Source organism: Clostridium thermopalmarium DSM 5974 (genome assembly GCF_002995795.1).
GTDB lineage: Bacteria > Bacillota > Clostridia > Clostridiales > Clostridiaceae > Clostridium_H > Clostridium_H thermopalmarium.
On record NZ_PVXN01000069.1, the window covers coordinates 40,818 to 62,291 of the forward strand.

The 21,474-nt window shown below is 30.4% G+C and carries 20 protein-coding genes, 2 tRNA genes and 1 other annotated feature; of the genes, 4 read left to right on the forward strand and 18 right to left on the reverse strand.

The annotated features are described in order from the left end of the window. Positions 1–62: 62 nt before the first annotated feature. Together CPAL_RS13460 and argB are read right to left on the reverse strand one after the other, a co-directional pair. Positions 63–1,232, reverse strand: coding sequence for an aspartate aminotransferase family protein (locus CPAL_RS13460; protein WP_061858895.1), 1,170 nt, complete (start codon positions 1,230–1,232; stop codon positions 63–65). Further along, entirely contained in the window at positions 1,214–2,107 is an 894-nt protein-coding gene (argB, locus tag CPAL_RS13465) for an acetylglutamate kinase (RefSeq protein WP_061858896.1), read from the reverse strand. Before argB ends, CPAL_RS13460 begins: the two co-directional genes overlap by 19 nt. A gap of 146 nt (positions 2,108–2,253) precedes the next feature. Between argB and argC the strand changes: the two genes are divergently transcribed. After that, a complete protein-coding gene (argC, locus tag CPAL_RS13470; RefSeq protein ID WP_061858897.1) occupies positions 2,254–3,291 on the forward strand; it encodes an N-acetyl-gamma-glutamyl-phosphate reductase in 1,038 nt (345 codons plus the stop codon). A 91-nt stretch (positions 3,292–3,382) separates the two neighbouring features. After that, on the forward strand, positions 3,383–4,612 hold the full coding sequence (locus tag CPAL_RS13475) for an aminopeptidase (protein WP_106024854.1): 1,230 nt from the start codon (positions 3,383–3,385) through the stop codon (positions 4,610–4,612). A gap of 38 nt (positions 4,613–4,650) precedes the next feature. On the opposite strand, the gene CPAL_RS13480 is transcribed toward CPAL_RS13475, so the two are convergent. The 5 genes from CPAL_RS13480 to CPAL_RS13500 all read right to left on the reverse strand — a co-directional run bounded on the left by CPAL_RS13480 (position 4,651) and on the right by CPAL_RS13500 (position 8,754). Continuing rightward, a complete protein-coding gene (locus CPAL_RS13480) occupies positions 4,651–5,544 on the reverse strand; it encodes an MBL fold metallo-hydrolase (protein WP_106024839.1) in 894 nt (297 codons plus the stop codon). A gap of 70 nt (positions 5,545–5,614) precedes the next feature. After that, positions 5,615–6,661: a tRNA 2-selenouridine(34) synthase MnmH gene (mnmH, locus tag CPAL_RS13485; protein WP_106024840.1), complete on the reverse strand. Its 1,047-nt coding sequence runs from the start codon at positions 6,659–6,661 to the stop codon at positions 5,615–5,617. Positions 6,662–6,827: 166 nt separating this feature from the next. Then, on the reverse strand, positions 6,828–8,171 hold the full coding sequence (gene brnQ / locus CPAL_RS13490) for a branched-chain amino acid transport system II carrier protein (RefSeq protein ID WP_106024841.1): 1,344 nt from the start codon (positions 8,169–8,171) through the stop codon (positions 6,828–6,830). 118 nt (positions 8,172–8,289) lie between these two features. Continuing rightward, positions 8,290–8,544: a binding site (T-box leader), on the reverse strand. 45 nt (positions 8,545–8,589) lie between these two features. After that, positions 8,590–8,663 (reverse strand) — tRNA-Gly (locus tag CPAL_RS13495). 7 nt (positions 8,664–8,670) lie between these two features. After that, positions 8,671–8,754, reverse strand: a tRNA-Leu gene (locus CPAL_RS13500). Positions 8,755–9,120: 366 nt separating this feature from the next. Between CPAL_RS13500 and CPAL_RS13505 the strand changes: the two genes are divergently transcribed. Both CPAL_RS13505 and CPAL_RS13510 read left to right on the forward strand, forming a co-directional pair. After that, entirely contained in the window at positions 9,121–10,194 is a 1,074-nt protein-coding gene (locus tag CPAL_RS13505; RefSeq protein ID WP_106024842.1) for a tetratricopeptide repeat protein, read from the forward strand. Positions 10,195–10,372: 178 nt separating this feature from the next. Further along, complete coding sequence (locus CPAL_RS13510; protein WP_061858903.1) at positions 10,373–11,662, forward strand: lactate racemase domain-containing protein; 1,290 nt, start codon at positions 10,373–10,375, stop codon at positions 11,660–11,662. Positions 11,663–11,779: 117 nt separating this feature from the next. On the opposite strand, the gene CPAL_RS13515 is transcribed toward CPAL_RS13510, so the two are convergent. The 11 genes from CPAL_RS13515 to CPAL_RS13565 form a co-directional block, all read right to left on the reverse strand. Further along, positions 11,780–12,247, reverse strand: coding sequence for a GreA/GreB family elongation factor (locus CPAL_RS13515; protein WP_106024843.1), 468 nt, complete (start codon positions 12,245–12,247; stop codon positions 11,780–11,782). Positions 12,248–12,308: 61 nt separating this feature from the next. Next, positions 12,309–12,935 carry an ABC transporter ATP-binding protein gene (locus CPAL_RS13520; RefSeq protein WP_061858905.1) on the reverse strand — a complete coding sequence of 209 codons (627 nt, stop codon included), beginning with the start codon at positions 12,933–12,935 and terminating at the stop codon, positions 12,309–12,311. 19 nt (positions 12,936–12,954) lie between these two features. Further along, the gene (locus CPAL_RS13525) at positions 12,955–13,704 is read right to left on the reverse strand and encodes an ABC transporter permease (RefSeq protein WP_061858906.1); all 750 of its coding nucleotides are present in this window, start codon (positions 13,702–13,704) and stop codon (positions 12,955–12,957) included. Next, positions 13,676–14,701 (reverse strand): ABC transporter substrate-binding protein, encoded by a 1,026-nt coding sequence (locus CPAL_RS13530; protein ID WP_061858907.1) that lies wholly within the window; start codon positions 14,699–14,701, stop codon positions 13,676–13,678. Before CPAL_RS13530 ends, CPAL_RS13525 begins: the two co-directional genes overlap by 29 nt. Before the next feature lie 153 nt (positions 14,702–14,854). Then, positions 14,855–15,502, reverse strand: a complete 648-nt coding sequence (locus CPAL_RS13535; protein ID WP_061858908.1) for a hypothetical protein — start codon at positions 15,500–15,502, stop codon at positions 14,855–14,857. 24 nt (positions 15,503–15,526) lie between these two features. Then, positions 15,527–16,408, reverse strand: a complete 882-nt coding sequence (locus CPAL_RS13540) for a ParA family protein (RefSeq protein ID WP_061858909.1) — start codon at positions 16,406–16,408, stop codon at positions 15,527–15,529. Positions 16,409–16,579: 171 nt separating this feature from the next. Continuing rightward, positions 16,580–17,353 (reverse strand): class I SAM-dependent methyltransferase, encoded by a 774-nt coding sequence (locus tag CPAL_RS13545; protein ID WP_106024844.1) that lies wholly within the window; start codon positions 17,351–17,353, stop codon positions 16,580–16,582. 109 nt (positions 17,354–17,462) lie between these two features. Beyond that, on the reverse strand, positions 17,463–18,887 hold the full coding sequence (gene gndA, locus CPAL_RS13550; RefSeq protein ID WP_106024845.1) for an NADP-dependent phosphogluconate dehydrogenase: 1,425 nt from the start codon (positions 18,885–18,887) through the stop codon (positions 17,463–17,465). Positions 18,888–18,903: 16 nt separating this feature from the next. Continuing rightward, on the reverse strand, positions 18,904–19,845 hold the full coding sequence (locus CPAL_RS13555; RefSeq protein WP_061858911.1) for a hypothetical protein: 942 nt from the start codon (positions 19,843–19,845) through the stop codon (positions 18,904–18,906). 9 nt (positions 19,846–19,854) lie between these two features. Further along, positions 19,855–20,535 carry an HAD family hydrolase gene (locus CPAL_RS13560; protein ID WP_106024846.1) on the reverse strand — a complete coding sequence of 227 codons (681 nt, stop codon included), beginning with the start codon at positions 20,533–20,535 and terminating at the stop codon, positions 19,855–19,857. After that, positions 20,536–21,474 carry a phosphoglycerate dehydrogenase gene (locus tag CPAL_RS13565; protein WP_106024847.1) on the reverse strand — a complete coding sequence of 313 codons (939 nt, stop codon included), beginning with the start codon at positions 21,472–21,474 and terminating at the stop codon, positions 20,536–20,538.

Consider the following 21,474-nt stretch of genomic DNA (forward strand, 5'->3'; position numbering starts at 1 on the left):
TTAGATAAGGAAAACCATCCTGTTAACCTCATTTATCACAACAGATTAATAGCTAAATTTATTTAAACATGCATTTCCTTCATAATATCCTCTAATATATTTAATGCGGCATTCATATCCTCTTTTGTTACATTAAGTGGAGGAAGAATTCTAACAACATCTTCTCCAGCAGTAACTACTAAAAGACCTTTTTTAAAGCACGCATTCATAAAAGCTTTAGGATCATCAACACTAATGCCTAAAAGCAGCCCCATACCTTTTATTTCATTTATTACTTTGTATTTCTCTTTTAGTGCTGATAATTTTTCTTTTAAATATTGACCTTTCTTTTTAACTGAAGCAACTATGCCTCCTTCAATCAGTTCATTTAATACAGCTATACCAACCGCACATGCAAGAGGATTTCCTCCAAAGGTGCTTCCATGGTCTCCAGGAACTAAAACATTCTCAGCTTTCTCATTTACTATAAAAGCTCCTATTGGGAAACCACCACCTAAGCCTTTAGCTATAGTAATTACATCAGGTACAACTCCAAATTCTTTATAAGCAAAAAGGCTGCCTAGTCTTCCAATGCCGCATTGTATTTCATCAAAAATTAATAACGCATCATGTTTATTACATAAATCTCTAGCTTCTTTTAAAAACTCATCACTAGCTCTTATAATTCCACCTTCCCCTTGAATTGGTTCAATTATAATTCCGCATACATTTTCATCAAAACTTCTTTTTAAATCTTCAATATTGTTGAATTCAACTCGTTTTACGCCACCAATTAATGGCATAAAGTCCTTTTGATATTTTTCTTGGCCAGTAACTGATAAAGCTCCCATACTTCGACCATGAAAAGAATTATTCATGTATAATATAATATTTTTATTTATACCGCCTTTTAATTTTCCATACTTTCTTGCTACTTTCAAAGCACCTTCAACTGCTTCTGTACCGCTGTTGCAAAAAAATACTTTACTGTGATCGCAGTTTTTAATTAGTTTATCAGCAAGTTCTGTATGTTTTGTATTCCAATAATAATTTGATATATGAATAAGTTTTTTACTTTGTTCTGTTATTGCATTGATTATTGTAGGATGGCTATGTCCCAAGCAGTTTACCGCAACTCCTGACACAAAGTCTATATATTCTTTTCCATTTACATCATAAAGCCTGCTGCCAAAACCTTTTTCAAAAGTAACATCAAATCTTCCATAGGTATTCATTACACTATTTTTTGACATAAATTATCACTCCTCTTTGTTACAATTTGGGTTCCAATATGATTAGTTATATTAAATAATAAATTGTGTTCTTTGTTTCCATTAATTAAATGAACACTCTTAGTACCCTTATTAAGGGCATTAATACAACATTCAAGTTTTGGAATCATGCCTCCAGTTACAATATCAGAATTTATATATTCTTTAATTTCATCAATATCAATACAAGGTAAAATACTCGATGGATCCTTTGTGTCCATATATATTCCATCTACATCGGTCATAATAAGAAATTTTTCTGCCTTAAGAGTTCCACTTATAAAAGAAGCTGCATAATCAGCATTTATGTTGTAACTATTTCCATCATCATCACAACCAATAGGAGATATTACAGGAATTACATTATTGTCTAACAAATTTAAAAGCAACTCCTTATTTATGCCTGTAATCTCTCCAACAAAGCCTATATCTACTTTATCTTTACCATCATATACATATTTTTTCTTTGCCTTAATTAAACCGCTGTCTTTCCCACTTAATCCTATAGCCGTCAAACCTTTTCTGCTCAAGTTTGATGAAAGCTTTTTATTTATATTGCCTGATAAGACCATTTCTACAATCTCCATTGTAGATTTATCTGTAACCCTTAAACCTTTTACAAACCTATTTTCTCCACCAGTCTTTTTTATCCACTTCGAAATTTCTGGTCCGCCTCCATGTACAATAACTATTTTTATTCCTATGCTTGTTAGCAATAGTAAGTCATCAATAAATGTATGCTGAGCTTCTTTATTGTCCATAATACTTCCGCCATATTTTATTACAAAAATCTTTCCTTTAAACTTATTGATTTCTAGAAAGGTTTCTACATTTAAGTAATTAGCTTTACTTTCCATGTCCCGCCTCCCACTTAATATAATTTTAGAATAATTATACATCTATATTTATAATTATTCAATACTCATATTGATTTTTTTGTAAATATGTAGCATAATTATTTATATCACATATTATAAAAATAATTAAAAATCGGGGTGAAATTATGATTAAAGCAGGAATTATAGGGGCTACAGGCTACGCAGGAGAACAATTGGTATGGATACTCAATAAACATCCAAATGCGTCTATAGAATTTTATTGTTCTCATAATTATACAAATGTTTCTTTCGATAATGTATATTTGAATTTTTATAGTTTTATTGAAGATAAATGTATTGATATAAATGAAGCAATAAATAGATTAAAGGATATAGAGGTTTTGTTTATTTCATTACCTTCTGGCAATGCTTTTGATATAGCCGAAAAGGCTTTAAACTTAGGAATAAATGTAATAGACTTAGGAGCAGATTTTAGATTAGATTCTAAAGAAGTTTATGAGGATTGGTATGTAACTAAGCATAAAGCAGCATCTTTAATAAAAAATTCTATTTATGGACTTACAGAATTAAATAGAGATAAAATAAAAGAATGTAATCTCTTAGCTAATCCTGGCTGCTATCCAACTGCTACCATATTAGCTTTAGCACCTCTCTTAAAGAATGACTTAGTAAACCTAAACAGCATAATAGTAGATGCAAAATCAGGAGTTTCTGGAGCAGGAAGAGGAGCAAATATAGCTAATCTTTTCACAGAATGTAACGAGTCTATAAAAGCTTACGGAGCTCCAACACATAGGCATACTCCAGAGATTGAACAAGAACTTTCAAAAATTGCCAAAAAAGATTTAGTAATTTCATTTACTCCTCATCTAGTTCCAATGAGTAGAGGAATACTTGCAACATGCTATGCAAATTTAAACATAGATACAAATACAGAAGAACTTTTAAACCTGTATAGAGAATTTTATAAAGATGAATACTTTATAAAAATTTTAGATACTTTGCCTGAAACAAGGTGGGTTAAGGGTTCAAATTTTTGTCACATAGGTATAAGAGTAGACAAACGTACCAACAGAGTAATGGTATTATCTTCTATAGATAATTTAGTAAAAGGTGCAGCTGGCCAAGCTGTTCAAAATATGAATATTATGTTTGGATTAGAAGAAACCGAAGGTTTAGAATTTATATCTATGGTTCCATAGATAATCATAGCATACAAATTTGATGGCACTATAAATATTGGTTATAATAATATTATCTTCGGAAGGCCTATAGATGGAGAGGAGTGCTAATATGAATAACAATTTTTTAGAAAAATATGCAAAACTCATAGTAAAATCAGGCATTAACATTCAAAAGAATCAAATCCTTGTTATATCAAGTCCAATAGAATGTGCTTTTTTTACTAGAAAAATAGCTGAAATAGCTTACAAAGAAGGTGCAAAAGATGTAGTTATAAACTGGATAGATGAATTATTCTCAAAAATTAGATTTTTAAATGCTCCAGAAGAGGTTTTTGAAGAATTTCCAGATTGGCAAAAGGAATTTTTCTTATCCTATGACAGAAAAGGAGCAGCTTTTTTAAGTATATCCGCATCGGATCCGGAACTTATGAAAGATGTAGACCCAGAAAGAATATTGAAGTCCACAAGAACTCGCAGTGCTGCCCTAGCGGAACATAGAGAAAGAATGATGAGCAACAAAAATGTATGGAGCGTTATATCCGTTCCTACAAAAGCTTGGGCAAAAAAAGTATTTCCAAATCTCTCTGAAGATGAAGCTGTAGATAAGCTTTGGGAATACATATTTAAAGCTGTAAGAGCTGATAAAGAAGACCCTGTAGCTGCTTGGGAAGAACATAAAAATAACTTAAAGAACCGTATGGACTTTTTAAACAAGAATAACTTTAAATATTTAAAGTATAAAAATTCCTTAGGTACAGATTTAAAAATAGAGCTTCCTGAAGGTCATATATGGCTTGGTGGATCTGATTATACTCCAGAAGGACTAGAATTTATCGCAAACATTCCAACAGAAGAAGTATTTACCTTGCCTAAGAAAAATGGAGTAAATGGAACAGTAGTAAGTTCTATGCCTTTAAATGAAAATGGAAGCTTAGTTGAAAACTTCTCTCTTACATTTAAAGATGGTAAAGTAGTTGATTTTAAAGCTGAAAAAGGGTATGACACCCTTAAAAATATAATAGAAACCGATGAAGGTTCTTGCTATCTTGGTGAAGTAGCTCTAGTTCCTTATGATTCACCTATTTCAAACTTAAAAACAATATTCTTTAATACTCTTTTTGATGAAAATGCTTCATGCCACTTAGCTCTTGGAAATGCCTACCCTGTATGCATAAAAGGTGGGGAGAATATGAGCAAAGAAGAGCTAGAAGAAAAAGGAGTAAATTCTTCTTTTTCTCATGTAGACTTTATGATTGGAACAGAAGACCTTGAAATCATAGGCATTACATCAGAAGGCAAGGAAATTCCAGTGTTTAAAAACGGAAATTTTGCATTTTAAAAATATTAAGGTTAAGTGCCGTGCACTTAACCTTAATATTAGCATTTCTTATATCTAACAATTCTATCTTCTATTACTAACTTCACTTTCCCTATCTCAGTTAAATATTCAACATAAGATCTCAGCATTCTTTCTATTATTATATATTTTTGAACGCTTTTCACTCCGATATCAAAACTCTTAATAACAACTTTTAAAATTTCTTCAAGTGTCATATTATCTTCCATAAGTTCGTAGATGCTTTCAGCTCTTTGCTTATAAAATTTTATATTATCAGATATGAGTTTTGTAATATCATCATATATTCCTTTGTGTGCTATAACATATTTGCTGCATTTTAAATTATAAAGCTTCTCCTTGCTCTTTAAATCTTCTCTAAGTATAAAAGCGTATGGCATTTTTGCCCCTTCCATGACTTCATAGCTTATAAGTGCATCTGCTACATAAGCCACATTATCTGGAGTTATAATGGATATATGGGCTGGGCTGTGCCCTGGTGTATGAACAATATCAAATTTAACACCGCATACACATATCTTGTTTTGTTCATCAGAAATCATAATATCAGTTTCACATACCATATGCCCAAGATGCTGTTCTACCTCAGATAAACTTTGTGTACTGTAATATGATTTTAAATTTATTGCAGAACTGCAAATATGTGCTTCATGAACTGACATAGCTATAACACAGTTATACTTCTCCTTGAAGTATGCACTATTCCCTATATGGTCTATATGAGCATGGCTGCATATTATAGCAGCTACCTTAAATTTATTTTTTTCTAAGAGACTTTCTATTCCTTCTCTTTCCCCTTCTTTCCATCCTGAATCCAACATAATAATTTCTTCATCATTAAGTTTATAAAATGGTATATATGTCATTCCAGTATCTATGCAAAATGTATTGCCTTTTATCTCTTTTATTTTCATATGAGTTTCTCCTTAGATTATATTTAATTTTTACCACATTATAGTATACTTCATTATAAACTGATTGTCATTATTCATGTTTTGCTTTAAATACTTGTTTTTCCTTAATCCAACTTTCAATATTCTCCGCTGCCTGCTCTATATCTTCTACATAAACTATATGTTTATAATCATATTTTTTATCAGAAGCAGCATAAAGAGGATCATAGTATTTTACCATCAATTGCTTAGACAATTCCCTATAATCTTCATCTAGTGCCATTTGAATATATCTTTTAGAGTTCTCTTCGCTCATATATCTTCTCAAAAGCTCTAGAGATAAAAGAATTTCCTCCTTAGCATTTTCTTTTTTCATATATTCTTCTAAAATCAGCTCAGCTCTAAAATCTAGTGAAGCCTTAACTAATACATGAATACCTTGTTCCATCTTATCCCAGATACATGAAGGAATCACTATATTACCTATTCTTCTGCTCTCTCCTTCTATAAAGACAATGTCACTTTTTCTTCTTCTCAACGTGTCATATACAATAGACTCAAACTGCTTTTGGCTTCTTGGCTTTCCAAGGCCCACGCTTCCAAGCAAAGACCCACGATGATTAGCAGCATTCTCTAAATCTAAAACATCATACCCCTTCTCATATAATTCCTTTAAAATCTTTGTTTTTCCTACTCCTGTATTTCCATGAAGTACTACATAAGTTATGCCTTCATTTAAAATAGGAAGCTCCTCATTTACTATTTTTCGATATGATTTATATCCACCTCTTAATCTAAAAGTGTTGATTCCTAAAGAATCCATAAGTGCAGCAATACTAGAACTTCTAAAACCTCCTCTTGCACAGAAAAAAACCAGGTTTTTATGCTCCTTTTCTAATTTTCTAAATCTATCATAAAGATAAGGAAGTTTTTTACTAACAAATTCCAATCCTATTTTTTTAGCTTTATCCACACTTTCCTGAACATAGACCGTACCTACAACTTTTCTTTCCTCATTATCAAGCAGAGGCACATTAACTGCCCCAGGAATAGTTGCATATTCGTATTCTCCAGGACTTCTTACATCAACAAGTACAAATTCTCCCTGAAGTTCCCTATAGTCTATAGTTTTAACCACTCTATCCCTCCATAACTCTTCTGCTTATGTTTCTACCTTTTAATTTTACATCTTTTCATAGCATTTACCAAGAAATAGCCTTTAAATCTTCTAATCTTAATAAATATATAAAAAAACAGATTGCTCTTAAATATTCTAAGAGCAATCTGCCTTTACTTATATACCTCTATACATTAACCTTATTAGATTTTAAAGTTTTACTTCTTTCAAATGTCTTGCCTTTCAACGCTCCATACCCTATTCCCATTAGCGCCCCCACTAATGCTGGAACTATCCATCCAAGACCTTTTGAATAAAGCGGTAAATAATTAAGCATACCAAACTTTAATCCGAATTGTGATAATGCATCTAAAATACTTACAAATGAAGTACATACCATAGTAAATAAATATACATAGGTATTTCCTTTTATAAAATCATCTGCAAAAGCAAGTATCATAAGAACAATTGCCATTGGATATATTGCAGTTAATGCTGGAACTGAAAACTTTAGTATATTTGTTAATCCAACATTAGCAAATACTGTACTAGATACAACAAGTATTGTAACCCATGCTTTATAAGAAACTTTAGGCATTAACTTTGCAAAATACTGACTGCAAGAAGTTAAAAGCCCTACAGAAGTCGTTAGACAAGCAAGGGAGAATATTAGCCCCAATAAAACTGAACCCTTGTGTCCAAACAAGTAGAATACTACATTTGTAAGTGTTTGAGCCCCATTTTCAGTTATTCCGAATCTTACCTTAGATACAGCCCCTAAATATGCTAACATACCATATATTATAATTAAGAATAGCCCCGCTATTGCCCCCGATTTTATTGAATTAGATATAAGTGCCTTCTCTTCTTTTATCCCCATTTGTTTTAATGCTACAGTGATTACTATACCAAAGTTTAGCGCTGCTATAGCATCCATTGTCATATAGCCCTCTAAAAATCCTTTAAGCAGAGGAGATTGTGCATAATCTCCGATTGGAGATGAAAATGCTCCTATAGGTTTAAACAAACTACAAACAAATACGCTTATTATTAAAATCAATAAAGATGGTGTTAAAATCTTCCCAAATCTGCTTACTAGTTTTGTCGGAGTCATGCATAACCAAAATGCAATTCCAAAGAATACTAGCGTATATATAAATAATGGTAATCTGCTGCCTGCAAATGACGACGGCATAAATGGAGAAATTCCCATTTCAAAAGCTAAACTTGCTGCCCTTGGTATTCCTAAAAATGGTCCTATTGATAGATAAATTAATACAGTAAATGCAAATGCAAACTTCCCGTGAACTCGACTTGCTAATATATGAAGCCCCCCAGCCTTAGCTACTACCACAATAGCAAGCACAGGAAGTCCTACTGCTGAAATTAAAAATCCCCCTAGTGCTACTATCATATTTGTTCCTGATAATTGTCCAAGTTGTGGTGGAAATATTAAATTGCCTGCTCCAAAAAACATTGAAAATATCATTAAGCTTACCAATAACAACTTCTTTCTATCCATCTTTTCCATTTTAAAGCCCCCTTATTTCTGTTCTTATGATTATAAAGTACAATATTAATGCCAATGTCACTTTCCATAATCATCATACCCCCTCTTTATTTTTATATATAAAAAACTCGTCCCTTAAATAAGGGACGAGCTATAACCCGCGATACCACCCTAATTTTGTAAATAAACATGAAGTTTAATTTACAACACTCAGCAACGTACATTATAATACGCGTTCCTTTTAAAGGTGGACTACCTGCATTGCTTACTCATAAAGTTCAGCTTTGCTTCTCAGAGATGATTTTCAACTATCAATTGAACATTGGCTTTCAGCATAACACCAACTCTCTGTAGAACAATATAATAGTTTACTCTTTCTCTTCATAGAATTTATACATATTTATTAAACACACCAGATTCTCTTCGTTAAACGATTCTCTGGAGCGGATGAAGGGAATCGAACCCTCGTAACTAGCTTGGGAAGCTAGCACTCTACCATTGAGTTACACCCGCAAAGTTTTGGTGCAGGTGAAGGGAGTCGAACCCCCACGCCAAAGGCGCTAGATCCTAAGTCTAGTGCGTCTGCCAATTCCGCCACACCTGCATATATTTTATATATGCTTAAATTACCACTTTATAACATAATTGTCTTTATTAATTGAGATATTTATTTTAAAATAAATCACTATTTCTTTAAATTTATCGATTAATCTTTAAATTACACATATTGATACACTAGGAACAGTTTATTACATTGCAATATATATTACAACAATATGGCAATTATATTTTAAATGCTATAAATTATGTCTTTTTATTGAATTATATGTAATAATTTGTTAATATAAACTAGTAGTATTTTAGTTCCAACTTTAGTATAATTATAATTTTATTAACTTATAAATATTAACTTATGCTATTATAAATTACACAACTTTATATAAATTTTGATTTTTAAGGGGGAAGCTACTTGATTAATTTTGATTTAGAGATAAAAAACGCACAGCCTATAAATATAAAAAATATGCAATTACCACATTCTCAAATTAGTAATAATGTTATAAAGTCTATTATCCTATACAATAAAGCCATTGCAGAGATAAAAGCAAATGATTTTAATTTAGCTGTAAAGGATTTAAAAAAAGCATTATCTTACAATCGAGGTTTCGCCGAAGCAATAAAGCTCCTAGGATTATGTTATGTTAAAAATAATGAATATAGAAAAGCAAAAAAAGCTTTCAAGAATATGATTAAAAATGAAATGCATAAGGATTTAGCAAATGAATATTTGAGGAGCCTTATTACTAAAACAACTGTACCTAAAAATAATAATCAATTAAGCAGAAAAATTATTATAGGCTTTTCACTTTCAGTCATTATTGCAGCTGGCTTTACTATAACTTATCACATTGTATCAAATTCCAAATATACTTCTAAAAAAAGTGAAGCTGGAAATAAATTAATTACTTCTGAAAAAAGTACAGATAAAAATTCTGAACAAGCTAAAATCTTAATAGAAGAAAATGCTAAGCTACATGAGAATTATAAAAATATAGAGATGGAATTAAATAACACCAAATCCCAACTAAACTACTATAAGAATAAACATGATATTTTATCACTGCTAAATGAAACTGAAACACTTTATAAGAATAGAAATTACGAGAAAGCTGCCAGTAATCTAATACGTATGAAAAATATGAAACTTGATGATGAACTAAAAACAGAATTTGATAAACTATGGTCTGAGGTAAAAGCAAAAGGCTTATGGATTATATATAATGATGGAAATAAATTATATAAACAGGGCAAATATAAAGAAGCTTTGCCAAAATTAATAATAACTTCTGAACTTGATTCGAGTTTAGATATTATGCCATGGATTACTTATCAGATAGCCAAATGCTATAAGGCAACTAATGATAATACTAATGCTCTTATATTTTTTAAAAAAGTAAAAAATAATTATCCAAACTCTGAATATGCTTCCTATTCTGAAGGAATGATAAGAGAAATAGAAAGTAAAAAAATTAATAATAAATAGCACTATATATAACAGTTTAAGTACTGTCAATTGCTCTCCACAACCTTTTCAAACTCTTTGCTCCCTTTTAGCAAGTTATTTAAATTTAGTTAAAAATTAATTGATTTACTTTAAGATTTATTTTATAATTTTTTCTAAACTTACTTTAAATAATAAATAATTAGGGGGCGACATTAAAATGTTGTATTACAAAATGAGATACGGTAATGGGGAGCTTACCGTACCTACAGATGAAAAAAATCTACTAGGGGTTTTAGAAAGTAGTAATGAAGTGGTTCATGACAGAACTGAAGAACAAATAATTTTAGATGCACTTAGAAAACCTATTGCTAGTGCACCTTTAAAGGAGCTTGTAAAGCCTGGAGATACAATATGTATAATTGTATCCGACACAACTAGAGCGTGGCAAAAAATGAGTTTTTACTTGCCTTATATAGTTGATGAATTAACTGCTGCTGGCATTAAAGATAGTGATATTACTTTCTTATGTGCCACAGGATCACACAGGGCACAAACACCAGAAGAACATAAGGAATTGCTTGGAGAAGATCTTTATAAAAGATTTAAAGTTATCGATCACAATTGCTTTGATGAAGAAAATTTAGTTTATGTTGGAACAACCACCTTTGGAACTCCTGTAAAATTAAATAAAATCGCATTGAATTCAACTCATGTTATTCTTACAGGAGCCATTGTATATCATTTTCTTGCTGGTTGGGGCGGCGGAAAAAAATCTATTCTGCCTGGAATATCTGGTTATGAGACAATTATGAAGAATCATGCCCTATCTTTAAATCCTGAGATGGGCAGTGGTTCAAACCCAGAAGTAAAGAGTGGCAAACTAATTAATAATCCTGTTCATGAAGATATGCTAGAAGCTGCTAGCTTTATAAATCCTACTTTTTTATTTAATGTAATAGTTGATTCAGATGGGAAGATTATTGAAGCTGTAGCTGGAAATTATGTTAAAGCCCATGAAGAAGGTTGTAAGCTCATAGATAAACTGGAAAGAGTACAAATTAAAGAAAAAGCAGATTTAGTCATTGCATCTCAAGGCGGATTTCCAAAGGATATAAATTTATATCAGACTATTAAAGTTATAGTAAACGCCAGAGAAGCAACTAAAGAAGGCGGCACTATTATAATTTTAAGCGAATGCAGTGAAGGCTTTGGTAATGATGAAGTAAAAGAAGTAATTCAAAATTACGATAATATGTATGATAGAGAAAAGGCTTTAAGAGCAAATTACTCTATTGCAAAATATGTTGGATATTATATTGCAGAAACTGCTGAAAAATATAATTTTATTATAGTTACAAGCATTCCTGCTAAAGAATTTTCTACTTCTAAAGTACATGCAGTTAAAACCATAGATGAAGCACTTTTATTATTATACTCTAAACTAAAAGAAGATAATCCAAAAACTTATTTTATGCCTCATGGAGCATCTACTTTACCTCAACTATAGTTATATGACAAATTTCTATTATTAGAATACAAAAAAATATTATAAAATATTATTAAGATAGAGAAAGGGACAGCCTCTTAGTTTTATTCTAAGTTGGCTATCCCTTTTTTAAACTTATTACTTATTTTTTATTATTTCATGAATCTTGACGCTATAATCTCCTTGAGGTGAATTTACAATAACTGTATCTCCAACCTTTCTTTTATATATAGCTGCTCCTAGTGGAGACTCTACCCCAATAAACCATTTAGTAGGATCGCTCTTTAATGTAGAAGTTAAAGTTATCTCTGCTTTCTCATTATCTTCTACAAATTCTATAAGTATTTTATCTCCAATATTACATCTGTCTTCACCAACATCTTCCACAAGCTTAGCCGTTTTTATCATCTTTCGTAAGTAAGCCAGTCTGCGATTATTTTCATAATATCGCTGCTTAGCTGCTATATACTCTGCATTTTCTGACCTATCTCCATGAGCTGCTGCTTCCATTTTTTCACGTGCAATTTCTGCTCTTAAAGTTACATTTCTATAATCATATTCCTTTTGTAAGGCTTCCAGGTCCTCTTTTGTCAAGATATTATGCATATCACTCACTCTTTCAATTAAATAATTTAATTAATAAATCTTACAATAATATTATATATTGTTAATTTGTTGGTGTAAATGAATTTATATTATAAATTTCATCTCCTAAAGTTTCTGCCTCCTTAATATCGTGAGTTACTAATATAACCGTTCTCTTATCTTTATTGTGGATTCTTAAAAATTCCTCTATAATTTCATTTTTTAGCTTTTCATCCAAGCCTTTAAAAGGTTCATCCATTAATAAAATTCTGCTTTTATATGCAAAAGCTCTGGCAATAGCAACTCTTCTTTTCATACCTCCACTTAAACTTTTAGGAAGCATGTCCTTATATTCTGTTAGTTTCACAAGGCTTAAATATTTATTTGTTATCTTTTCAACTTCTTCCTTGTTTATTGTAGACTTTAGCACAAAAGCTATATTTTCAAAAACTGTGAGATTCGGTATAAGTCTATCTTCTTGAAATATGTAAGAGATGGTGCTCTCCCTTACCTTTACTTCTCCCTTATACTTTTTATCAATACCGCTTATAATATTCAATAGAGTAGTTTTGCCACAGCCTGAAGGTCCTAAAATAACATTAATTTTATTCTTTTTAAAGTTTATGTTCAAATCATTGAAAACCATATGAGATCCATAAGACTTATATAAATTTCTTATCTCTACTTCGTACTCTTCTTTAAATTTCATAATATCATTCCAACCTCTATTAATTCCTTTTATCTATTTTTTCTATATAGCTTTTAAATGTTCTTTCAAAAATAAAGCTAAATAAAATCACAACAATAGTCCATGCGAAAAGCTCAGATGTATCTAGCATGGATTTAGAATTTAATAAATTTAATCCTATAGAATATTTAGGAGTGCTTAAAACTTCGGAGCTTACTGTCACCTTAAATCCTAAGCCTAAGCACATCAATACACCCGAAACTATATAAGGCCTTATGCTTGGAAGATAAATGTCCTTTATTATATATTTCTTTTTTACTTTATATATCTGCGCCATTTCAATTAACTTTATATCTACATTCTTTATACCTTCTACTACATTTGTGTATACTATAGGAAAACATGTTAATATTGCTGTAAATACAGATACATAATAAGATTTAAACCAAACAAGAGCTAGAATTATTATAGACATTACAGGGATAGCTCTAATGCCCAGTATTAATGGATTTAAGATTTCTTCTATAAATTTATTAAGCCCAGATGCAACTCCTGCTATTATTCCTATAACTATAGATAAAAAAAGTCCTATTATGACTCTTGAAATACTGCTAAAAACACTTTTCCAAAAATAAGTTTCTGTAATAAGAGTTAGTAGAACTTTTAAAACTTCTAAAGGAGAAGGAAGAAAAAGAGATTGATTAACAAAAAGGGAGCAAAGCTCCCAAATTAATAACCAAAATATTAATATAGTTATTTTTCTACTTTTCTTTATAATAGAAATTTTCATCTGGAAGCTTTCCCCCAATGGATTTAGGATCACTATTCTTCAAAACAGTGTAGAATTCATTTAAAGATTTCTTTGCATCCTGAGCCTTAATAAGCACTATATTGCATTTTGGAATTGCCATCTCTGCTACCTTAGCTTTTGCTATTATTCCATTCTTCTCCATAAGTTTTCCTGCTTCAGCTGCATTATTGTTTACAAAATCTACAGATTCCTTATACTTAGTTAAAAATTCATTTATTTCTGATTCTCTCTTGTCTAAAAAGTCTTTTCTAAACACCATAGCTCCCATTATCAATTGACTTTTGTTATTTGATACCTTTTCCCATTCTTTAGTTAAGTCAACAGCTACTCTTAAATCCTTGTCCTTCATTTGAGTAGTTGTTACAAATGGTTCAGGTAAAACAGCAATAGAAGCCTCTTTTGATGCTAGTAATGAAGCTACATCAGCATGCTGTCCCTTAAATTCAATTTTAACATCCTTGTTTGGGTCTAACCCATTCTTCTCTAATATATAATTTAGAACAAATTCTGGAGTAGCCCCTTTTCCACTTATATAAATTGTTTTACCTTTTAAATCTTCTACATTCTTTATAGTATTACCATTTTCAACAATGTGCAAAACTCCTAAGGTGTTAACTCCAACTAATTGAACTTCTCCATTAGTTTTATTATATAAAATTGGTGCTAAATTAGAAGCTATTGCTGCTCCATCCACATCTCCATTTACAATTTTTGACACTATCTGATCTGGTGAATCATATAAGGAAATATCATACTTGTCCTTATTCTCCTCCATAAGCTTTACTATTCCCATGCCCGTAGGACCTTTTAATACAGCAATTTTAATCTTTTCTTTTGCATTTTTCTCTGAAGTTTTTTCATTTGCTGTGTTTACATGCTCTTTAGTATTCTCTGCCTTATTTGAACAACCAGCAGTAAACAGTGCAGAAACTACAAACATTAATACAATAATTAATGTACTTAATTTTCTTTTCATAATACCATCTCCATATAATATAAATTGTATATTATGTAACCGTTTATTATTATATCATATTCCACCAAAACTTGTATTTTTATTAGACTATTCTAAATAAAAAAAGCCTTAGCAATCTATGATGAAAATTGCTAAGGCAATTCTTATAATCCTCTAAGTATAAAATACCTTACCACTGTCAGTAAAGGCTTTAACTTTTTCTAAAATATACTTCAGTAATCTTTCCTTACTCTTCCACCTATAAGCATATCCCTTTGGGTCTGGAGCATAAGCTTTTATTATACTTTTAAGTTCTTGGTTAGAAAAATAGTTTAGCTTTTCTCTTAATCTTTTTTCTCCTTCTTTCATATAGAAAGCAATAGGATTAAAAAAAGGACCTTCTTCTATTATTTCTTCATTTTTCTTTGTCTCTGAACTATCCCAATCAATTATAAATTTAACTTTAAAACTCCTTATATTGGCTATGTTTTTTTTAATATTTTTTATAAAATTTTCTACCTCTTCTATATTTAATAAAATTCTCTCTTCATTTTTACTTTTTTCTCTATCTTTATCTACAATCTCATCAAACATTATCTTAAGTTTATCTATTTCAAACTGCATGTCCTTTATATTCTCATATATAGCAGTAAATTCATTGTTCTTGGATAAGCTTTTTTCTTTTGCTTTTTTATCTACATTCTTACTATATTTTCTTATAACTTCTTTTATATACTTTAAATTAAATTGTGTTCTATCTCTGATCTCTTCTGCACTAAACCCTTCTTTAAACAGCCTAATAATTTCTTCCTTTTTACTCATACTCCTCATCCCATTCCTTATAATTTAAATAGCTCTATCTATAAATTCCTTTGCAATATTTTTTAAGGAATCATAGATTTCATTATCGTAGCCATACTTTTGTTTTAAATTTATATAGCTTGTATTTAAATCAGCAATTCGGGAAACCCTACTTGTTTCTTTGATTTTATTATTAAACACCTTAGGCAGAGCACCGTTTTGTCCTTTTTCTATCAAATATTTTAATATAGTTCTATGCATTTCATCTTGTACTCTATACTTGGTAATAAGCATTCCTAAAGGCTTTATATTAAATCTTCTATTTAGTCTTTTTATGTCTAAAGCACATTTATTTATCCTGTCTATTATTTGATCAATTCCATAAGTTGAAAGAATATCCGGTATTACTGGTATTAAATAATAATCGCTTATATATATTCCATTTAAAGTTATTGTTCCTAAATTAGGTGGACAGTCAATTAATATATAATCATAAAAATTCACTATATCTTCCGTCAAATTGGAAGCAAGTACCATTATGGAAGTTTCCGGAAATTCAGCTTTTTCCCCTATAGATGGTAACTTATCTTGTATTGATATAAGATCAACACTAGATGGCAATAAATCCAACCTTTCTATTCCATTTCCTATGTTTGAAACATTTCTTATTGTAGATGACTTAATATCAAATTTTTTCTCTTTATTAAGTTTATCTAAGAACATTTGCTTTAATGTCTTATTGCTATCATTTGCAATTTTCCATCTGTCTTGTTTTATAAGCATTACTGTAGCATTTGTCTGTGGATCTAAGTCAATAACCAAAACCTTTTTATTATATTCTAAAGAGAGAAACTCTGCCAATAATACAGTAGTTGTTGTTTTACCTACTCCTCCTTTAAGATTAATTATACTAACAACTTTAGCCATGAAATCCTCCAATATTATTACTTTCATTATTATTTATATATATTGTGTTCACCACTAAACTATAACCTCTGAATATTAAAAAAAGGACATAGATTATAATTCTATATCCTTACTCAGCTTATTGATCATTAAACTCTCTAAACTTATCCACTTAGCTATTTAGTTTAGAGCTTATCTTCTTAAAATATCTACTGTATGAGCGCTTGCTCCTAATAGTTCTGGTCTTTCACAGGTAGAAAAGTGATATTTAAGGAAAAGTTGAAATGTATCTTCATCCATAGCGTTCAAAACAGGACGCATATAATTAGCTGGTCCATCTGCTGCAATTATTTTTATTCTCTGCAACCCAGCAGCTTCATTTAACTTATTAATATCTTCAATTCTTACATAATCATATAAATCTTTTGGTTCTGATATAACGTGAAAATCATCAGTAAGTCTTCCATCATCAATACACTTACGAATATTATTTTCCTTAAAACCATATGTTAATACGCTGTACTCATTCATACAATATGCAACTAAGATAACTCCGCCAATCTTAGTTACCCTTTTTGCCTCTAACATGGCTTTTAGCTTGTCCTCAAATGTGTATAAATGATACATTGGTCCAAATATCAACGTCATATCAAAAGTATTATCTGAGAATCTTGACAAATCTAATGCTGTACCCTGCATTGCTTTTACTGTACTTCCTTTTGATTTTAAAACACCTAGATTATGCTTTACAAGCTCAATTGCAGTAACATCATATCCTTCATTTGCTAATTGTACAGAATATCTTCCTGTTCCTGCCCCAACATCTAAAATTTTTGCGTTCTTATTCTCTCCTAAATACTCGTGAATATATTTCATAGAAGTAATATATTCAACTTGTCCATATCGTCTTGTTAATCTTTTATCTTCGCAAAATTTATTATAATATTTTATTAATTCCTGTGTCATTCTTTATCATCCTCATCTATATATTAAATCATCTTATTCTGAATATTTAACGAATTATATTATAACATATAATCAGTAATCAGTAAGCCACTTTATTCTTCATTATATTTTAAAGTTTATCAACTTTATGAAGCCATTGATGATGAAATATGCCTTCACAATCTATTCTTTTATAGGTATGGGCTCCAAAATAATCCCTTTGGCCTTGAATTAAATTTGCAGATGATTTTTCTGTTCTATATGCATCAAAATAGGCAAGAGCCTCCATAAAAGCAGGTACAGCTATACCATTATCAATAGCTACCTTAACTATCTCACGTAAGCCAATGGTTGTTTTATTTAGAATACTTGAAAAATATTCACTAACTATTATATTATCTAAATTGTTATTTTTTTCATATTCATCCATAATTGCATATAAAAGTTGTGATCGGATGATGCATCCTTCACGAAAAATAGAAGTAATTTCTCTATAATTAAATGACCATCCATAAACTTCAGCCGCTTTCCTTAGTAATGTAAAGCCTTGTGCATAGGCCATTATTTTACTTGCTAAAAGTGCATCTTCTAATGATTTTAAAATCTTCTCTTTGCTATATTTCTCATCATATGCATCATAGTGTAATATATTGGATGCTTTCTTTCTCTCAATCAATAGTGAAGAATTCACTCTACTGTTTATCCCTGCCTGTAGTATAGATGCGTTAACTCCAAGATCAACAGCTTCAATATTTGCCCATCTACCAGTTCCTTTTTGCTGTGCTGAATCTAAAATTTTATCTATTAAATACCCTTCACCAATATCATCCTTTTCTAAAAGAACATGTGTTGTTATTTCAATAAGATATGAATTTAAGAGACCTTTACTATAGCCTTCAAAAGCTTTTGCCATTTCCTCGTTAGACATATTAAGAACATTCTTCATAATGCTATATCCTTCAGCTATAATTTCCATGTAAGCATATTCGATACCATTATGCACCATCTTTACGTAATGACCAGCTCCATCTTTTGAGATATATTTACAACATGGTTCTCCATCTTTAGCCTTAGCAGATATATTCTCAAGAATTTCCTTTACCCTTTCATAATCACTTTTACTTCCACCTGGCATCAATGCAGGACCTAAACGTGCACCTACCTCACCACCAGAAACGCCCATTCCAATAAAATGTATTCCTTTTTTTTTGAGATATCTTGCACGAGCAATAGTATCTTTAAAATAAGAATTACCTCCATCTATAATAAGATCATCTTTACTAAGAAGTGGTATAAGCATTTCTATTATTTTATCAACTGGTTCTCCAGCCTTTACCATAAGGAGGATATTTCTTGGTTTTTCAATACTATTAACAAATTCATCAATAAAATAAGCTGCTTTTAAATTACCAGTCATGTCTTGAGAAATAGCTTCATCTATATAGTTACTTGCAATATCATATACAGAAACCTGATAGTTATGATCTGCCATATTAAGTGCAAGATTTCTTCCCATAACACCCATACCAATAACTCCAATTTTAGATTTAATCATTATACTCACCTCATTGTCAATTTGAGTTTTGGAAGATTAATATTTTCAGACATTTAACTGCCTTCTCTAGATTATTCATATCAAAATAATTTTTTATAGTCCTATCTTTTCTCACAAAAAAGATATCTCCCTCTTTTGATGCGGATACAAGATATAACTCATTCTCCTGAAAGAAGGTTAATGCTTTATTTAATTTACTAAAATCAAATAAACAAATATCATTTAGATTGTTATCTTCCTTTATAACATTAACTCTATTAGAAAAACTTTTAGGGTAAAATAAATATAAAGAATTAGTATTTCCAATACAATCAAGATGTATTATAGTACTTCTACCATTTACTCCAAAGGATAGTAACTTATCTCCTGCACAAGTTTTACAGCCATAATCAGTAAGAACAAATGCAATTTTCTTTCTTTCATCAGAAGAAAGTGAAGATGCCAAAGCTAATATGGCAATTATACTTGACGTGTTTCTAACAAAATTTGTTTGAGATCCAATGCCATCTCTGACACGATACATAATTGCAAATATGCATAGAAGAAAAAATGTATATATTATATCTAGCGCTCCAAAAATTCCGTCAGACCAGGTAGGTGATCCTAACTTTAAGATAAATAATGTCCCAAGTACAATAAGTACTAGTATAGGTAAAAAGCTTGATATAAAAATGGAAAGTCTTCTACTCTTTTCATCAAAAAGTTTGTACGGTAATATACCAAATGTTGACGGCGGTGTATCATAATAGGCAGCAACAATATACTTCGCCTTATTGATATTGCCTACATATAAGTTATAATTAGTATCTCGTCCTATCTTTGCTTCCTTAACGTCAACAACATACCCCATATTGTTAAATTCCTTACTTATACCATATAGAAATTTTAATTTTTCATTTCTAGTAAACCTTTTTCTTATTACAGCTCCATAACGAATAATCCAATCTTCATATTTCATTTTTAATCCCTATCCTAATTCTAAAATTTTTTCAATTAATTTCATTCCTTCTAAAAAGTTGTCTACTTTTGCAAATGTATTTAAGTCTACTTCACATTGCAAAATACTTGAATCAGGTATATGAACTATATAAGTAAAGCCTGCCTCCTTTGCCGCCTTTACTCCACTTACAGAATCCTCGAAAATAAGGCAATTTGATATATTTTCTTTACTAATTTCTAAAGCTTTTAAATATATATCCGGCGCAGGTTTTAATTTTTTTACCTGATCACCAAAGACCATAAAATCAAAAAAGTTGGATAATTTAAAATGTTCTAGTATCCTTAATGCTTTAAACTTATATGTTGAACTTGCAAGTCCTATCTTTATATTTCTTTCTCTTAAAAACAATAATATCTCCTTTGCATATAACTTTAATTCAACTTTCCCATCTTCTAAAAGTTGAAAAAATATATCTTCTCGAAGTTGCCTTATTTTTCGAGTACGATTTATATCATGTGTTAATCTATAAATTTCATCATTTATATAAGTTGCTCCCAAACCTGCCCAAGAATTAATTATATTATAGTCTATAGGAAATCCATCTATTTCAAAAGCGCGTCTCCAACTCTTCATATAAGCTGCTTCTGTATCTACAAGACAGCCATCCATATCAAAAATAACACATTTTAATTTCTCATTACTTTTCATTTAAATTACTCCTCTTTTCTTTAGCATATTTATAATGTTTTCACTAGCAATCATGCTCATTTTATCTACCGCACCAATGCTAGATGCAGCGCAATGAGAACCTACTATAACATTATTTAGTTCTAGAAGCTTGGAGTCTGCTGCAGGTTCATTTTCAAACACATCAATTCCTGCTCCATATATTTTTTTTGACTTTAATATTTGATATAAAGCTTTTTCATCAATTATACCACCTCTTGCAGTATTCACAATTACCAGATTGTTCTTTGCTAATTTAAGAAGACTTTCATCGATGAGATGATATGTTTTAGGTGTAAGAGGTAAATGAATACTGATAAAATCGCATTCTTTAAATATTTTATCTAGAGAAGTAAAGTTAATATTATATTTATTAATAATCTCTTCATCTTTGTATATATCATATCCATATAGCTTCATATTAAAGCCTACTGCACGCTCAGCTACAGCTTTACCTATAGCACCAAGCCCTAAAATCCCTAGTTTCTTGCCGTATATATCTAAACTAATTTTTTTGGACCAATCACCAGAGCGACATCCCTTATCTATTTCAACAATCCTCCTAGCAACTCCAAGCATCAATGTGAAAGCATAATCAGCAACAGCACTACTGTTAGCTCCAGTTGCAACACTAACATCAATACCATTAGCCTTACAATAATTCATATCTATATTATCTGTGCCTACACCATATTTTGATATAGCCTTTATCTTCCTTGCTTCTTTGAGTATCTCTTCATCCAGTTTATCTACACCAACTATAATTCCGTCTACATCTCTAATTAAATCTTTTAATTCACTTTTATCCAAAATATTTCCATTAGGATTACTAATGATTTCTATACCATTTTCCCTTAGTAAATCATAAGGCTTACTACTATACTTTCCAAAAGATCTAGGAGTCACCAAGACTTTAACCAT

What these genes read in the sequence shown, in the direction of transcription:
- CPAL_RS13460 (WP_061858895.1), bottom strand. Translation starts at nt 1,232, where the DNA reads ATGTCAAAAAATAGTGTAATGAATACCTATGGAAGATTTGATGTTACT.
- argB (WP_061858896.1), bottom strand. Translation starts at nt 2,107, where the DNA reads ATGGAAAGTAAAGCTAATTACTTAAATGTAGAAACCTTTCTAGAAATC.
- argC (WP_061858897.1), top strand. Translation starts at nt 2,254, where the DNA reads ATGATTAAAGCAGGAATTATAGGGGCTACAGGCTACGCAGGAGAACAA.
- CPAL_RS13475 (WP_106024854.1), top strand. Translation starts at nt 3,383, where the DNA reads ATGAATAACAATTTTTTAGAAAAATATGCAAAACTCATAGTAAAATCA.
- CPAL_RS13480 (WP_106024839.1), bottom strand. Translation starts at nt 5,544, where the DNA reads ATGAAAATAAAAGAGATAAAAGGCAATACATTTTGCATAGATACTGGA.
- brnQ (WP_106024841.1), bottom strand. Translation starts at nt 8,171, where the DNA reads ATGGAAAAGATGGATAGAAAGAAGTTGTTATTGGTAAGCTTAATGATA.
- CPAL_RS13510 (WP_061858903.1), top strand. Translation starts at nt 10,373, where the DNA reads ATGTTGTATTACAAAATGAGATACGGTAATGGGGAGCTTACCGTACCT.
- CPAL_RS13515 (WP_106024843.1), bottom strand. Translation starts at nt 12,247, where the DNA reads ATGCATAATATCTTGACAAAAGAGGACCTGGAAGCCTTACAAAAGGAA.
- CPAL_RS13520 (WP_061858905.1), bottom strand. Translation starts at nt 12,935, where the DNA reads ATGAAATTTAAAGAAGAGTACGAAGTAGAGATAAGAAATTTATATAAG.
- CPAL_RS13525 (WP_061858906.1), bottom strand. Translation starts at nt 13,704, where the DNA reads ATGAAAATTTCTATTATAAAGAAAAGTAGAAAAATAACTATATTAATA.
- CPAL_RS13530 (WP_061858907.1), bottom strand. Translation starts at nt 14,701, where the DNA reads ATGAAAAGAAAATTAAGTACATTAATTATTGTATTAATGTTTGTAGTT.
- CPAL_RS13535 (WP_061858908.1), bottom strand. Translation starts at nt 15,502, where the DNA reads ATGAGTAAAAAGGAAGAAATTATTAGGCTGTTTAAAGAAGGGTTTAGT.
- CPAL_RS13540 (WP_061858909.1), bottom strand. Translation starts at nt 16,408, where the DNA reads ATGGCTAAAGTTGTTAGTATAATTAATCTTAAAGGAGGAGTAGGTAAA.
- CPAL_RS13545 (WP_106024844.1), bottom strand. Translation starts at nt 17,353, where the DNA reads ATGACACAGGAATTAATAAAATATTATAATAAATTTTGCGAAGATAAA.
- gndA (WP_106024845.1), bottom strand. Translation starts at nt 18,887, where the DNA reads ATGATTAAATCTAAAATTGGAGTTATTGGTATGGGTGTTATGGGAAGA.
- CPAL_RS13555 (WP_061858911.1), bottom strand. Translation starts at nt 19,845, where the DNA reads ATGAAATATGAAGATTGGATTATTCGTTATGGAGCTGTAATAAGAAAA.
- CPAL_RS13560 (WP_106024846.1), bottom strand. Translation starts at nt 20,535, where the DNA reads ATGAAAAGTAATGAGAAATTAAAATGTGTTATTTTTGATATGGATGGC.
- CPAL_RS13565 (WP_106024847.1), bottom strand. Translation starts at nt 21,474, where the DNA reads ATGGTTAAAGTCTTGGTGACTCCTAGATCTTTTGGAAAGTATAGTAGT.